General features: G+C 71.6%; 13 protein-coding genes and 1 tRNA gene. 5 read left to right on the top strand and 9 right to left on the bottom strand.

Annotation, left to right across the window (positions count from 1 at the left end; genetic code table 11):
• Positions 1–52 precede the first annotated feature (52 nt).
• Positions 53–934, top strand: coding sequence for a helix-turn-helix domain-containing protein (locus ACQEVC_RS08490; RefSeq protein WP_107263184.1), 882 nt, complete (start codon positions 53–55; stop codon positions 932–934).
• Positions 904–1,125 (top strand): DUF397 domain-containing protein, encoded by a 222-nt coding sequence (locus ACQEVC_RS08485; RefSeq protein ID WP_432891169.1) that lies wholly within the window; start codon positions 904–906, stop codon positions 1,123–1,125. The genes ACQEVC_RS08490 and ACQEVC_RS08485 overlap by 31 nt, the downstream gene beginning before the upstream one ends.
• 125 nt (positions 1,126–1,250) lie before the next feature.
• On the opposite strand, the gene ACQEVC_RS08480 is transcribed toward ACQEVC_RS08485, so the two are convergent.
• A complete protein-coding gene (locus ACQEVC_RS08480) occupies positions 1,251–1,457 on the bottom strand; it encodes a hypothetical protein (protein WP_432874833.1) in 207 nt (68 codons plus the stop codon).
• Between the two features lie 49 nt (positions 1,458–1,506).
• Between ACQEVC_RS08480 and ACQEVC_RS08475 the strand changes: the two genes are divergently transcribed.
• The gene (locus ACQEVC_RS08475; RefSeq protein ID WP_432874831.1) at positions 1,507–1,947 is read left to right on the top strand and encodes a hypothetical protein; all 441 of its coding nucleotides are present in this window, start codon (positions 1,507–1,509) and stop codon (positions 1,945–1,947) included.
• Here the strand turns inward: ACQEVC_RS08475 and ACQEVC_RS08470 are convergent.
• A complete protein-coding gene (locus tag ACQEVC_RS08470; protein ID WP_432874828.1) occupies positions 1,915–2,514 on the bottom strand; it encodes a hypothetical protein in 600 nt (199 codons plus the stop codon). The genes ACQEVC_RS08475 and ACQEVC_RS08470 overlap by 33 nt on opposite strands.
• Before the next feature lie 248 nt (positions 2,515–2,762).
• Here ACQEVC_RS08470 and ACQEVC_RS08465 point away from each other — a divergent pair, with 248 nt between their 5' ends.
• On the top strand, positions 2,763–4,634 hold the full coding sequence (locus ACQEVC_RS08465; RefSeq protein WP_432874825.1) for a S8 family peptidase: 1,872 nt from the start codon (positions 2,763–2,765) through the stop codon (positions 4,632–4,634).
• A 65-nt stretch (positions 4,635–4,699) separates the two neighbouring features.
• Here the strand turns inward: ACQEVC_RS08465 and ACQEVC_RS08460 are convergent, their stop codons facing one another.
• The 7 genes from ACQEVC_RS08460 to ACQEVC_RS08430 form a co-directional block, all read right to left on the bottom strand.
• Positions 4,700–5,479 (bottom strand): 3-ketoacyl-ACP reductase, encoded by a 780-nt coding sequence (locus tag ACQEVC_RS08460; RefSeq protein WP_432874823.1) that lies wholly within the window; start codon positions 5,477–5,479, stop codon positions 4,700–4,702.
• A gap of 387 nt (positions 5,480–5,866) precedes the next feature.
• Positions 5,867–7,264, bottom strand: a complete 1,398-nt coding sequence (locus ACQEVC_RS08455; RefSeq protein ID WP_432874820.1) for a hypothetical protein — start codon at positions 7,262–7,264, stop codon at positions 5,867–5,869.
• Positions 7,265–7,353: 89 nt separating this feature from the next.
• Complete coding sequence (locus tag ACQEVC_RS08450; protein WP_432874817.1) at positions 7,354–9,846, bottom strand: ABC transporter permease; 2,493 nt, start codon at positions 9,844–9,846, stop codon at positions 7,354–7,356.
• Positions 9,840–10,724, bottom strand: coding sequence for an ABC transporter ATP-binding protein (locus ACQEVC_RS08445; RefSeq protein ID WP_432874814.1), 885 nt, complete (start codon positions 10,722–10,724; stop codon positions 9,840–9,842). The genes ACQEVC_RS08450 and ACQEVC_RS08445 overlap by 7 nt, the downstream gene beginning before the upstream one ends.
• Positions 10,725–10,818: 94 nt before the next feature.
• Positions 10,819–11,625 carry a WecB/TagA/CpsF family glycosyltransferase gene (locus tag ACQEVC_RS08440; RefSeq protein WP_432874811.1) on the bottom strand — a complete coding sequence of 269 codons (807 nt, stop codon included), beginning with the start codon at positions 11,623–11,625 and terminating at the stop codon, positions 10,819–10,821.
• Between the two features lie 129 nt (positions 11,626–11,754).
• Positions 11,755–12,822 carry an NAD-dependent epimerase/dehydratase family protein gene (locus tag ACQEVC_RS08435; protein WP_432874808.1) on the bottom strand — a complete coding sequence of 356 codons (1,068 nt, stop codon included), beginning with the start codon at positions 12,820–12,822 and terminating at the stop codon, positions 11,755–11,757.
• A gap of 112 nt (positions 12,823–12,934) precedes the next feature.
• A tRNA-Leu gene (locus tag ACQEVC_RS08430) sits at positions 12,935–13,017 on the bottom strand.
• Between the two features lie 277 nt (positions 13,018–13,294).
• On the opposite strand from ACQEVC_RS08430, the gene ACQEVC_RS08425 reads away from it, so the two are divergent.
• On the top strand, positions 13,295–14,086 hold the full coding sequence (locus ACQEVC_RS08425; protein WP_318398479.1) for a DUF3662 and FHA domain-containing protein: 792 nt from the start codon (positions 13,295–13,297) through the stop codon (positions 14,084–14,086).
• The last annotated feature ends 1 nt before the right edge of the window (position 14,087 follow it).

Raw genomic sequence — 14,087 nt, 5'->3', positions numbered from 1 at the left:
CGAAGGCGCGGCGGCAATCCGACTCCCTTATTGATCGTCCGGAGGTGACCCGGTGACCGAGCGCCGGAGCCCGACCATCCGCCGTCGCCGGCTCGGAGCCGAGCTTCGCCAGCGCCGGGAGAAGGCCGGAGTCACGATCGAGGCCGTCGCCGAGTTGCTGGAGTGCTCCGCGTCCAAGGTGTCCCGGATCGAGACCGGCCACACCACGGCCACCGTCCGGGACGTCCGCGACATGCTCGGCATCTACGGCGTGACGGGCGCAGAGTGCGACGAGCTGATCCAGATCGCTCGGGAGGCCCGGCAGAAGGGCTGGTGGCATCCGTACAGTCCGGTGCTCGCCGGGGCGTACGTCGGGCTGGAGGCGGCGGCCGCCTCGATCCGGGCGTACGAGCAGCAGACCGTGCCCGGACTGTTGCAGACCGAGGAGTACGCCCAGGCGATGATCCGGTCCGCCCGGCCGGACTGGGTCGCCGAGGAAGTCGACCAGCGGGTCCGTGTCCGGTTGGGTCGTCAGTCGTTACTTGACCCGGACGATCCGATCGATCTGTGGGTGGTGCTCGATGAGGCGGTGATCAGCCGGCCGGTGGGCGGCGACGCGGTCATGCGGGCCCAGTTGGAGCGGCTGGTAGAGGCCGCTGACCTACCGAACGTCACGCTCCAGGTCCTGCCGTTCGACGCCGGTGCGCATGCCGGCATGGACGGCACTTTCACCATCCTCGGCTTCCCCGAACCGGGCGATCCAGACGTGGTGTACGCCGAAAATGCCACGGGCGGGCTTTTTCTGGAGAAGCGGGATGAACTACAGAAATACATATTCATCTTCGATCATATCCGTGCGGCAGCCCTACGCCCGGAGGAGTCCGTCGCGCTGATTTCGAAGTTGGCAGAGGAGCCATTGTGGAAGTGGAGACAAAGGGGTACCGCGTCGACCTGAGCGGGGCAGCCTGGCACAAGAGTTCGCGTAGCGGACCCAACTGTGACAACTGCGTCGAGGTGGCCTTCGCGGGCGGCGCGATCGCGGTACGCGATTCGAAGAACCGGAGCGGGCCCGCCCTGATCTTCACGCCCGACGAGTGGGACGCGTTCGTCGGCGGTGCCAAGGACGGCGAATTCGATCTGGCCTGACGGTCACGAGAACCGGCGACCAATGAGCCTTCTTCAACCTCTCCTCGCGGTCCGCCGTGGCCGCAGGTGCAGGTCGGGGCGCACGCGCCGCGCCGTTCAGGTGGAAAGGGTTCAACCCAGCGCGGTCACCCGGTCAGCGCCGAAGCTGCCCGGATGGCCGCGCTGGCTGCGTCGGCGGACTCGCTGCACGCGTCGAAGCCGCCGAACGTGTCGGCGTCGCCGGGTGGCGTCCGACGGCTCCGGCGCGGGGCCGCGTCGCGGATCCCGAACGCTCCGGCCGGCCGTCGCCGCTGACCGGTCGGGTCGTTGTACCAGACGGCGGGAGTCGGCATGAGCGGCCGCCGCAGGGGGTTCGCAAACCGAGCGAGGCAGGCGAGACGGATGACTATCGGGTCGGAGAATCTGGGCAACGGTTCCGCCAAGCCGGAACGGTTCGGCGGCAAGTACCGGGGTGCCCGCCGGGACACCAGCACCACCGTGGAGGAAGCGTCGGTCGACACCGACCTCGGGTCGTCGGAGGGTGCCCCGGCGGAGGTCGCCGACCTGGGCGGCGCCGGTCTGGCGTCGGCGAGCCCGCCGGAGCGTACGCCGACGTTGCCGTCGCTGGACATGGGTGGACTGACCGAACCGGTCTTCCCGCCGGCCGGCTGGCCGGACGTGCACACCGAGCCGCTGGTCGACCATCCGCTGCTGCGCGGACTGCTGCTGGAGTTGCCGCCGAAGGGCGCCGTCCCCAACTCGCTCTGGCTCGACCGCTGGTTCGAGGCCGCCCGGGCGATTCTCGAACTGCTATACGTGCAGGACGCCAGCCGTACGCGATGAGCGCGACCGCACGGTGACCGCCCGCTCCACCAGGCGGCTGTGCCGCAGCGCGTGCCGTACCCCGATGGTGCCGACGGCGAGTACCGCCGCGGTGAGCACCACTCCGATCATGCCCGGACTTGTCAGTGGCACCAGGCCGGTGGCGGTGACCAGCGCCGGCAGCATGACCAGACCGGTCACCTGCACCGGCAGCGCGATCATCGGATGAGCGGCGGCGGCGCGCAGCGCCGGTGGGGCCGGGGTCTCCGGCGCTCGCGCGAAGGCGCCCGCACCGACCCAGAGCTGCCGCAGCCGGCGTACCGTCACCGCCGCCACGACCACCGCGGGCACCGCCGGCAGCGCCAGCCCGACCGCGGTCCGGTCGGCGAGCGTCGGCTCCGCCTCCACCAGACCGGCCAACAGCACCCCGGCCAGCCCGGCCAGCCCGGACCCGACCAGCGCGAGCAGCAGTCCGGTGCGCCGACGCAGTGGTCGCGCGGTCCGTAGCTGCGGCAACCCCTCGACGACGAGACCTGCCGCGATCCACACGGCGGCGATCGCGAGCAGGATGGCGAGGTCGGTATCCATGCCAACAGCCTTGCCCGATTTCCGGTCGGGCGAATCCGGGCCCGCCCCCACCGATTCCCGGAGAAGGCACCCGTAGGGGGGTGCGGAGTCGGCATCCGAAGCAGTGACAGTCATCTTCCCAGACAGATAGAACGCTCGGGATCTACTGTTCCGCATCGGTTCTGACTAATGTCCAGCTCGATCGGTCGTGCTGACCCGTCACTCAACGGGACGGGCTGTCGTGCACCGATCGGAGGGGAGGAGGGGAGATGAGTCTCCCTCGTAGGTCCGTTGTCGTCGGAGTGTCCACTCTGGCCATGATCGCCGCCGCGGCCGTGCCGGCCGCCGCGGCTCCACCAGAAGCACCGGTCCGGGGTGTCGGCGCCGCGAACGCCGTCGCCGACAGCTACATCGTGGTGTTCAAGGACACCGCGGTCGCCCGGGCCAGCGTGTCGACGACGGCCCGGGGCCTGATCGGCAAGCACGGTGGCAAGGTGGGCCGCACCTACAGCGCCGCGCTGCGGGGCTTCGAGATCAGCGCCTCCGCACAGGCCGCGCGGCGGATCGCCGCCGACCCGAGCGTGGCGTACGTCGAGCAGAACAAGACGTTCCAGATCAGCGGCACCCAGCCGAACCCCCCGTCCTGGGGCCTCGATCGGATCGACCAGCGGAACCGGCCGCTGGACAGTTCGTACACGTACCCGAACACGGCGTCGAACGTGAACGCGTACGTCATCGACACCGGCATCCGGTTCAGCCACAACGACTTCGGCGGCCGGGCGGTGAGCGGGTTCGACGCGATCGACGGCGGTGCGGCCGACGACTGCCACGGGCACGGCACGCACGTCGCCGGCACGGTCGCCGGTACGTCGTACGGGGTGGCCAAGGCGGCCCGGGTCTACGGCGTACGGGTGCTGAACTGCTCGGGCCAGGGCACCACCGCCCAGGTGGTCGCCGGGATGGACTGGGTCACCGCGAACGCGGTACGCCCGGCGGTGGCCAACATGAGCCTCGGCGGCTCGGCGGACAGCGCGATCGACACCGCGGTCAACAACTCCATCAACGCCGGCATCACCTATGTGGTGGCGGCCGGCAACGGCAACGTGCTCGGCGTGCGGCAGAACGCCTGCAACTCCTCCCCGGCCCGGGTGCCGAACGCCATCACGGTCGGCGCCACCCAGAACAACGACGCGGCGGCGAGCTTCTCCAACTTCGGCACCTGCGTCGACATCCTGGCGCCGGGCGTCGGCATCACCTCCGCCTGGTCCACCGGCGACACCGCCACCAACACCATCAGCGGTACCTCGATGGCGTCGCCGCACGTGGCCGGTGCGGCGGCGATGGTGCTCTCCGCCAACCCGACCTGGTCGCCGCAGCAGGTCCGCGACTACCTGGTCAACAACTCCACGCCCGACGTGGTGACCAACCCGGGCACCGGTACCCCCAACCGGCTGCTCTACGTGGTCAACGAGGGCACCCCGGCCAACGACTTCTCGGTCTCGGTCTCGCCGGGCACCGGGTCGACGGCGCCGGGCGGCTCGGTGACGGCCACCGTCGGCACCGCCACCACGGCCGGCTCCGCGCAGTCGGTGACGCTCTCGGCGAGCGGCCTGCCGAGCGGCGCCACCGCCACGTTCGGCCCGGCCACGCTCACCTCGGGCGGCTCGTCCACGTTGACCATCGCCACCACCGGCAGCACCCCGCCGGGGACGTACCCGTTGACCATCACCGGCACCGGGGCGTCGGCCACCCGGAGCACCAGCTACACCCTGACGGTGACCGGTACCAGCAGCGGCTGCGCGGCCAGCAACACGACCGACGTGGCCATCCCGGACACCAACGTCAACGTGACGAGCGGGATCACCCTCTCCGGCTGCGCGCGGAACGCCTCCAGCGCGTCCGCCGTGGCGGTGGAGATCGTGCACACCTACCGGGGTGACCTGGTCGTCGACCTGATCGCCCCGGACGGCAGCGCATACCGGCTGAAGAGCAGCAGCATCTTCGACGGTGCCGACAACCTGAACGCGACGTACACCGTCAACCTCTCCTCGGAGCCGGGCAACGGCCTCTGGCGGTTGCAGGTGCGGGACGTCTACTCCGGGGACACCGGCTACATCAACGCCTGGACCCTGACCCTGTAGTGCGCTGACCCCGACAGCGAGCGGGCCCCCTCCCCGCCGGGAAGGGGCCCGCTCTCGTCGACGGACTACAGAGTACGCAGGTGGAAGCCGCCGTCCACGTCGATCACCTGACCGGTGCTGAACGGCAGCAGGTCGGTGGCGACCGCCACGACGGCCCGGCCGACGTCGTCCGGCTGCCCCCAGCGCCGGATCGGGGTCAGGCCCTGGTTGAAGATCAGGTCGTCGTACCGGGCCTTGACCGGGCCGGTCATGTCGGTCTCGATCACGCCGGGCCGGATCTCGTAGACGTTGATCCCGTGCTCGGCCAGCCGGGCGGCGTAGAGCTGGGCGGTCATCGCCAGGCCGGCCTTGGTGACGCAGTAGTCGCCCCGGTTGACGCTGGCCGTGTAGGCGCTGATCGACGAGATCACCACGATCTTCGGCCGTTCGACCAGGCCGGCGGCCTGCTGCGCGATCATGGTGTTGGCGACGAGCTGGATCAGGAAGTACGGGCCCTTGAGGTTGATGTCGACCAGTCGGTCGAAGGACTCCTCCCCGGCCTCCAGCAGGTCCGCCCGGACGCTCGGCGCGACCCCGGCGTTGCTGACCAGCAGATCGATCCGGCCGAACGCGGTCGTCGTCTCGTCGACCAGGTGCCGCCGGTCCCCGGCTCGGGAAACGTCGGCCCGGACCAGGTGCGCCCGGCCGCCCCGGGCCGCCACCTCCTTGCCGACCTGTGCCGCCGCGTCGGCGTTGCTGGCGTAGTTGACCACCACGTCGTAGCCGGCGCCGGCCAGCGCCAGCACCACGCCCCGACCGATGCCGCGCGACCCGCCGGTCACCACCGCCACCGGACGGCCGCTCATGCCGCCCCTCCGCTTCGCTCCGTGCCGTCATGAGGCTCATCCGCACTGAGCTGGCTGGTTCGCTCGCTCCGCTCGCTCATGCCGCCCCTCCGCTTCGCTCCGTGCCGTCATGAGGCTCATCCGCACTGAGCTGGCTGGTTCGCTCGCTCCGCTCGCTCATGCCGCCCCTCCGCTTCGCTCCGTGCCGTCATGAGGCTCATCCGCACTGAGCTGGCTGGTTCGCTCGCTCCGCTCGCTCATGCCGCCCCTCCGCTTCGCTCCGTGCCGTCATGAGGCTCATCCGCACTGAGCTGGCTGGTTCGCTCGCTCCGCTCGCTCATGCCGCCCCTCCGCTTCGCTGCGTGCCGTCATGAGGCTGATCCGCGCTGAGCTGGCTGATTCGCTCGTTCATGCGATCACGCCTTCGGTCGGGCCGAAGAAGGTGTAGTACGGCTCGTCCCGGGCGATCCGCTGGAGATAGAGGGCCAGTTCCCGGGCGTGGTAGTCGCCCCACATGCTCGACTCGCCGTTCGGCACCCGCTGCCCGGCAGGCACGTGGTCCCAGCCGTTCGGGCGGTGGTAGACCGAGTGCAGCAGCAGGCCCTGGTGCCGGGCGTCGGTGCTCAGGTACGGCTCGCCGAAGAGCGTGTCGGCGACGGTCAGCCCGGCCTGCCAGTACTTCCGGCCCTCCTCGGTGCGGCCGGCCCGGTCGAGATAGTGGCCCAGCCGGAGCAGCCCCTGCGCGCCGATCGCCGCTGCCGAGGAGTCCACCGGCTCGTGCGCGTTGTACGGGTCCGCCGGCCGGTCCAGGTAGTCGCCGAGGTGGACCAGCCCGGGCGCCCCGGTGTCCCAGTACGGCACGCCGTCGGTGGGGGTGTGCGCCAGGTAGAAGTCGCAGGTGGCGGTGGCGGCGCGCAGCATCGTCGCCTCGACGGCGGCCCGGCCGCCGTACGGGGCCAGTTCGTCGTCCGCGAGCACGGCGAGGAACTCCAACTGCTCAGGGAAGCCGAGCATCGCCCAGGCCAGCCCCCGGGTCCAGGTGCTGAACGGCGAGTACCCCTGCTGGGTGCTGGGGCAGCGGTAGCTGCCGTCGTTCACGTTGAAGATCGACTCGTGTGCGGTCCGTCCGGGGATGTCGTAGCTGTCCCGGCCCTCGCCGTAGTAGACGTTCCACCGGGCGGTGTTGCCGGCGTGCTCGACCAGCCGGCGCAGCAGCGAGATCCGCTCGTCCCGCTCGCCCATCAGCACGTGCCCGAGCAGGTGCGACACGGCGAGCGCCCGGCAGGACCGGATGGTGTCGACGAAGAGCGACTGCGGCCCGTTGAACGAGTAGACGTAGCCGGTGCCGTCCGCGGTGGTACGCCACCGAGCCGCCTGCACCGCGCCGGTCAGCTTGAGCGCCAGCTCGTAGAAGTCCCGCTCGGCGCGGTCGGCCGGGATCCGCCCCTCGTTCATCAGCCGCCACAGGTTCCCGTAGGTGCTGACGTTGTTGAACCCGTGGTCGTGTACGCCGATGTGGCTCACGTGGCTGGCCATCACCGCCACGGTCTGCTCCCGCCCGGAGTCGAGGAACCGTCGCTCGCCGGTGGCGTCGAACTGGAGCAGCGCGGCGCCGTACTGGAAGCCCTGGGTCCACTCGGTCCAGCCCCGCGCGGTGTACTGCCCCTCCACGGTGAAGACCGGCGAGGCGGCGCCGGGCGGGCAGGTCTTCTCGATCGAGTCGATTTTCTGGGCGGAGACCTCCCAGAGTCGGTCGATCTTGGGTAGCAGCGCGGACGGGGTCAGGCCCTGGTCGATCCTCATCATCGGCCCAGCATAGGAAAGCGCTATCCCAAGCGACAGGGGCGGTACGAGTCCGGACCCGCCGCGTGCCCGTCGATCCGGGTGCCCCCGACCTACTCCCGGACCCCGGCGAGCTGGGCGGCCGGAGTGCGCAGCGCCAGCACCGTCGGCACCAGGCTGGCCAGCACGGCGGCGAGCAGGCACCCGGCCGCGATCAGCGTGATCGGCAACCACGGCACGCTGATCTGCGGCTGCGCCACCAACTCGGCCAGCCGGGCCCGCAGCCCGGCCAGCATCGCGGCGGCCACCAGCGCGGCGAGCGCCGTACCGGCCAGCCCGACCAGCACCGCCTCCAGGCCGATCATCCGCAGCACCTGCCCGGGCGTCGCGCCGGTCAACCGCAGCACCGCGAGTTCCCGGCGCCGGTCGTTGGTCGCCATCACCAGCGTGTTGGCGATCGCTATGCCGGTGTAGAGCAGCGCCATCCCGAGTACCGCCAGCAGTGCGACCCGGTTCCGCTCGTACTGCACGGCGTCCCCCGCCACCAGGTGCTCGGCGGTCGGCAGCACCCGCCCGCCACCGGCGACGGCCGCCGCGTCGAGCGCCGCCGGATCGCCGCCGTCCAGGTAGACCACGTCGGCACCGCCACCGGGCTGGTGTGCCCGGCCCAGCTCCCAGGGCAGCAGCAGGGTCCGGTCCAGGTCGACCGAGTCGGCGAGTACGGCCACCACCCGCAGGCGTACCTCGGTCGTGTCGGCGAGCCACACCTGGACCCGGTCGCCGACCCGCCAGCCCATCGACCGGCTCACCGCCACGGTGTCCGTACCGGTCAGCCCGTCGACCGAACCCGCCACGACCGGCAGTCGCAGCACCCGGTCCAGCCCCGCCCCGACGTACCGGGCGGAGTACTCCTCGGCGTAGTCGTCGCTGCGGACGTACACCTCGCCCGGCCGGCTCGGGACGGCGGCCCGCACCCCGGCGACCCGGCCGAGCGCCGCGACCGTCGGCTCGGCGAGCCCGACCGGGCCGCTCGCGGTCACCACGGCGCCGGCGGTGACCCGCTCCCGGGCGGAACGCTGCTCGGCCTGCCAGAGCGTCGCGGTCAGCGGCAGGGTGGTGGCCGCGATGCCGACGGTGACCAGGATCGGCGCGGCGGTGGCGGAGGTGCGGCGCAGCGCGCTCAGCGCACTCGACCGGGCGAGCATGCCGGTCTGCCCCCGCAGCGGAGCGCCGAGCAACGGCACGAGCACCCGGATCAGCACCGGTGCGAGCAGCCCGGCGGCGGCCAGGGCCAACTGGGCGACCAGCATGACCATGGCCAGGCCGTCCGAGACCCCGATCTCCGGCAGGGCGGTGAGCAGCACCACCGCGCCGCCGAGGAAGAGCAGCCCGAACAGCCACCGTCCCCAGCCCATCACCCGGGTGTCGACCGACGCCTCGCGCAGCGCCTCGACCGGGCGTACCCGGGCCGCCCGCCGGGCGGCGACCCCGGCGCCGAGCAGTGCGACCAGCAGACCGACCCCGGAGGCGGCGAGCAACGGCCAGAGGACGAACCGGGCCGTGAAGTCCTCCGGCGCGAAGCCGGACCGGGCGAGCCAGTGCGCGTACGGCGGCGCGGTGACCAGGCTGAGCGCGCTGCCGGCCAGCCCGGCCAGCAGCCCGACGAGTACCGCCTCGCCGAGCACCAGCCGGCGGATCTGCCGGGGGGTGGCCCCGGTGGTACGCAGCAGGGCGAACTCGCGCCGGCGCTGGGCGACCGCGAACGAGAAGGTACCCGCGACCACGAAGACCGAGACGAAGGTGGCCACCCCGGCGGTGGTACCCAGCAGCGAGGCCGCGATGGCCAGCTCGTCGCCGTCCGGATCCGGCTCGGCGGCGCGCCGCTCGTCACCGGTGAGCACCCGGAACCCGGGCGCGGCGGCGCGGACCCGCTCCGCCAGCGTGCCGGCGGAGATCCCGTCGCCGGCCCGGAGCGCCACCGCGGTGATCCGGTCGCCGGCCAGCGCGGCGGCGGTCCGGTCGGTGAGAAAGGCGACGGCCGGCGCGTCCTCGTCCGCCGCCCCGGGGACCGGCGCCAGCACCCCGCTGACGGTGAACGTCCGTGGCCCGTCCGGGGTCTGCACCGGGATCCGGTCACCCGGCCGGTGCCCGCCCGGCGAGGTCGACACCACCTCGCCGTCCACCGTGGGCGGCCGGCCCACCAGCGGGCCGTACCCGCCCAGCGCCGCAGCCGACCACGGTCGGGCGATTCCGGCGGTACCGGCCAGGTCCACCGGGACCTGACGGTCGGGTACCGCCGAGGCGACCCCCGGCACCGCGCCCAGCCGGGCCACCAGCTCGGCCGGCACCGGCCGCGAGTACGCCGTACCCGTGGTCGAGGTGTACCGCTCGTCGCCGGTACCCGTGCTGACGCTCACCGACTTCGGCCCGGTCAGCACCACGTCGGCGTTCCGGTACCACTGAGCGGCCCGGTCCGGACCGGTGACGCTGGCCGCCAGGGTGAGCCCGGTGGTGGCCAGCAGGCAGACGCCGAGACAGAGCGCGACGAAGGTGCCGACGAACGCCGTCCAGCGGCTCCGGAACGTCTGGCCGGCGAGCGTCAGCACGGCGCGACCCGTTCCGGCCCGACCGCTCCGAGCCGATCCCATCCAGGCCGGTCCCATCCGAGCCGGTCCGGTCCGAGGCGGTCCGGTCCGAGACGGTCCGCGCCGAGTGGGTCCGGTGCGAGCCGGGCCGGCTCCGGGGCGGCGGCCTCGGGTACGGCCGGTTCCAGGGCGGTCATCCGCTCCGCCACCGCCGATGCGGTTGGTTGGCGCAGTTCGTCGGCCACCCGACCGTCGGCGAGGAAGACCACCCGGTCGGCGTACCCGGCCGCCACCGGATCGTGGGTGACCATCACGATCGTCTGCCCGGCCCGGTCCACCTGCCCGCGCAGCAGCCGCAGCACCTCGCGCCCGGCCGTCGAGTCCAGCGCGCCGGTCGGCTCGTCCGCGAAGAGCACCCGGGGACGGGTGATCAGCGCGCGGGCGATCGCGACCCGCTGCTGCTGGCCTCCGGAGAGCTGGGCCGGCCGGTGCCTGGCCCGTCCGGCCAGCCCCACTGCGGCGAGCGCGGCCCGGACGTCGCCCCGGCGCGGCCGGCGCCCGGCCAGCCGCAGCGGCAGTGCCACGTTCTGCTCGGCGGTGAGCGCGGAAAGCAGGTTGAAGGACTGGAACACGAAACCGATGGCGTCCCGGCGCAGCAGCGTCAGCTTCGTCTCGGAGAGCCCACCGAGGTCGACGTCGCCGACGGTGACGCTGCCGGCGGTCGGCCGGTCCAGGCCGGCCGCACACTGCAACAGCGTGCTCTTGCCGGAACCCGACGGGCCCATCACCGCCGTAAACGTACCGCTGGCGAAACCGAGGGTTACCCGGTCCAGCGCGGTGACCGCGCTGTCGCCCGAGCCGTACCGTCTGCTGACCTCCGCCAGCCGCACCGCGTCCATAGCAGCGAGTCAATCGGACCCGGCACCCCGAAACACTCCCGGCGACCGGCCTCCTCCGGGTAGGGGCAGCCCTACCCGGACCCGGACGGGCCGGTCAGACCGCGAAGGTGGCCGGGCGGTCGTTCGCCGGGGCCGGCGGGGTGGCCTTCCAGATGCCGAGCCGCTGCGCGGTCAGCCGGGCCACGTACGCCGGGTTGAGCACCATGTAGCGGTGGAACAGGCGCCTCGGCTCCAGGCCGAACCGCCACAGCCACTCCAGGCCGACCCGCTGCATCCACGGCGGCGGCTTGCGGAGCAGGCCGGCGTGGTAGTCGAAGGCCGCACCGACCGCCATCAGCGGCATGTCGAGCAGCGGCCGCATCGCGTACGCGAAGATCTCCTGCCGGGGGCAGCCGAGCCCGACCAGCACGAGCCGGGCCCCGGAGGAGCGGATCCGGTCGGCGATCTCGGCGTCCTCGCCCGGCCGGGCCGGCCGGAACTTCGACGACTCCACCCCGGCGATCTTCAGGGCCGGGAACATCCGCTCCAGCTCCGGGATCAGCCGGGCGAGGGTGGAGTCGGTGGAGCCGTAGAGATAGACCGGCATGCCCTCGTCGGCGAACCTGGCGAGCACGCTCAGCGTCAGGTCGGGCCCGTAGACCCGTTCGGCCAGGGCGGCGCGGTGCAACAGGTTGAGCGCCCACCGCACGGGCTGCCCGTCCGGGGTGACCACGTCGAAGGCGTTGAGCCGGGCGTTGTGCGCCGGATCGAGTACCCCGGTCATCACCCCGTGCACGGCCAGCGCGGTCAGCGCCATCGGCCGGCGCTCCCGCCCGGCGGCCACCACCTGCTCGGTCGCGGCCTCGTAGTCGACCGCGTCGACCAGGACGCCGAGCACGTTCCGCTTACCCCGCGAGATCAACAGTTTCCCCCTGCCTCGCTGGTCGCCGCCCTCACGGTCGAACCTTTTTCAACCTGAACCGCGCGGCGCCGGCGCCCCGACTTCCACCTGTGGCCACGACGGGCCGCAAGGAGAGGTTGAAAAGGTTCACTACGGCACCCACTTGTCGACGTTGGCGGCGTAGATCTCCTGGAGGATCATCGGCACGTCGTAGATCTGCTTCCAGTGCGGGTAGTCGCGCTGGAAGGCGGCGTTGGAGCCGATCCACCACTGATGGTCGCCGATCCGGTTGGCCTCGTGGTACTCCGTGATCATTTCCTGCCCGGTGATCTGCTCGGCCAGCGCGAACGCCTCCAGGTGCGAGCAGTTCGAGTGCCGCCCGCCGCCGAGGTTGTAGACCGCGGCCGAGCGGGGCTCCCGGAAGAACGCCTCGAAGGCGGCGACCACGTCGTGGCTGTGGATCGCGTCCCGGACCATCTTGCCCTTGTATCCGAAGATCTTGTATGTCCGGCGCTCCATGTTGCAGCGCATCACGTACGCCAGGAAGCCGTGCAGCTCGGTGGCGGAGTGCGCCGGACCGGTCAGCGTGCCGCCCCGGAAGCAGGCGGTCTTCATGCCGAAGTAGCGACCGTACTCCTGCACCATCACGTCCGCGGCGACCTTGGAGGCGCCGAAGACCGAGTGCAGCGAGGCGTCGATCGACATGTCCTCCTTGATGCCGTCGAAGTACGGGTGGTCCGCCGCGAGTTCCCAGCGGGTCTCCTGCTCGACCAGCGGCAGGCTGTTCGGCCGGTCGCCGTAGACCTTGTTGGTGGAGCAGTGGATCACCGGCGCGTCGATGCAGTGCTCGCGGACGTTCTGCAGGACGTTCAGCGTGCCGCCCGCGTTCACGTCGAAGTCGGTGTACGGGTCGCGCAGGGCCCAGTCGTGCGAGGGCTGTGCGGCGGTGTGGATCACCACGCCGATGTCCCGGCCGTACCGCCGGAAGATCTCGGCCAGCGCGTCCCGGTCGCGGATGTCCACGTCGTGGTGCCTGTACGCGTCGCCGAGGTCACTGGTGAGCCGCAGCACGTTCCACGCGGTGGACGCCTCCGGGCCGAAGAACCGCCGACGCATGTCGTTGTCGATTCCGACCACGTCCAGGCCGAGCCCGGCGAAGTGCCGGACCGCCTCGGATCCGATCAGGCCGCCGGATCCGGTCACCAACGCGACTGTCACACGTCACTCCTGGTTCGCCCTCGGGTCGGAAACCACCGGAGCATAGCGCGGTGGTGCCTTTGCCCCGATATGAACGAGGGGCCCCGTGTCACCACGGAGCCCCTCGAAGCGGTGGGGAAGGGGGGAGTTGAACCCCCACGCCCTTTCGGGCACACGGACCTGAACCGTGCGCGTCTGCCATTCCGCCACTTCCCCTTGCGAGGCGTGACCGCGTCGCCCCGTGCCCTCTCGACGAAAGGACTCGGGCCAACCCGGCCCATCCCCCGAGCGCGCCACAGGACAATAACAATCATGTCCGGAGCCCGCTCTTCGGCATGTGCCGGGACATACTACGCTGTCCCTACTGCCGCTGCGGGCGTTACCGTCCGCAGCGGATGGAAGAGTAGCACGACCAACCCCGGCCGCTGAGGAGAGGCCGGCTGCAGGCGGCCGAGCGGCGTGCGAGCCGCACGTGCGGCGGCCGGATACCATCATGTCCTCGGAACCCGAGGAGGAGCCGGTGAGCGTGCTGCAACGCTTTGAGAAGCGTCTGGAGGGCCTGGTCGAGGGGGCCTTCGCAAAGGTGTTCAAAGGGGTCGTGCACCCTGTCGAGATCCTCAACGCGATGCAGCGGGAGGCAGAGGCGCACAAGGCGATCCTCGCCGGTGGGCGCACCCTGGTACCCAACCGCTACGTGATCGATCTCTCACCGTACGACCACAGTCGGCTGGCGCCGTACGCCGCCGCGCTGGCCCAGGAACTGGCCCAGTCGCAGGCGGAGTTCATCGGCGAGCAGGCGTGGACGGTCTACGGCGACGTCATCGTCGAGATCGAGCGTGGGGACGGTCTCGACACGGGGATGTTCCGGGTCACCGCCGAGGTCTACACCGGCGGCGACGTCGCACCGGTGCACCAGTCGCCATACGACCAGCAGCCGGGTGGCTACCCGCCGTACGACCAGGGCGGCGGCTACGGCCCACCGCCGGGACACGGCGCCGGTGGTCGCAACATCCGGCTCGTCTCCGGCGACGGCCGCACCTATCCGTTGCAGATGGGTTCGACCGTGATCGGCCGGGGTGACCAGGCAAACCTGCGGCTGCCGGACGTCGGCATCTCCCGTCGGCACGCCCGGCTCGACTTCGACGGTGCCCAGGTGGTGCTGACCGATCTCGGGTCGACCAACGGCACGATGGTCAACGGGCAGCGGGTCTCCGCCGTGGCGCTCAACCCGGGCGACATGATCCAGCTCGGCACCACCACCCTGACCTTCCGCGTGGACGGCTAAC

It is taken from the genome of Plantactinospora sp. CA-294935 (assembly GCF_050936445.1).
GTDB lineage: Bacteria > Actinomycetota > Actinomycetes > Mycobacteriales > Micromonosporaceae > Plantactinospora.
Note: the sequence above shows the minus strand (reverse complement) of the source record. Positions and strands in the feature narration are given on the sequence as shown.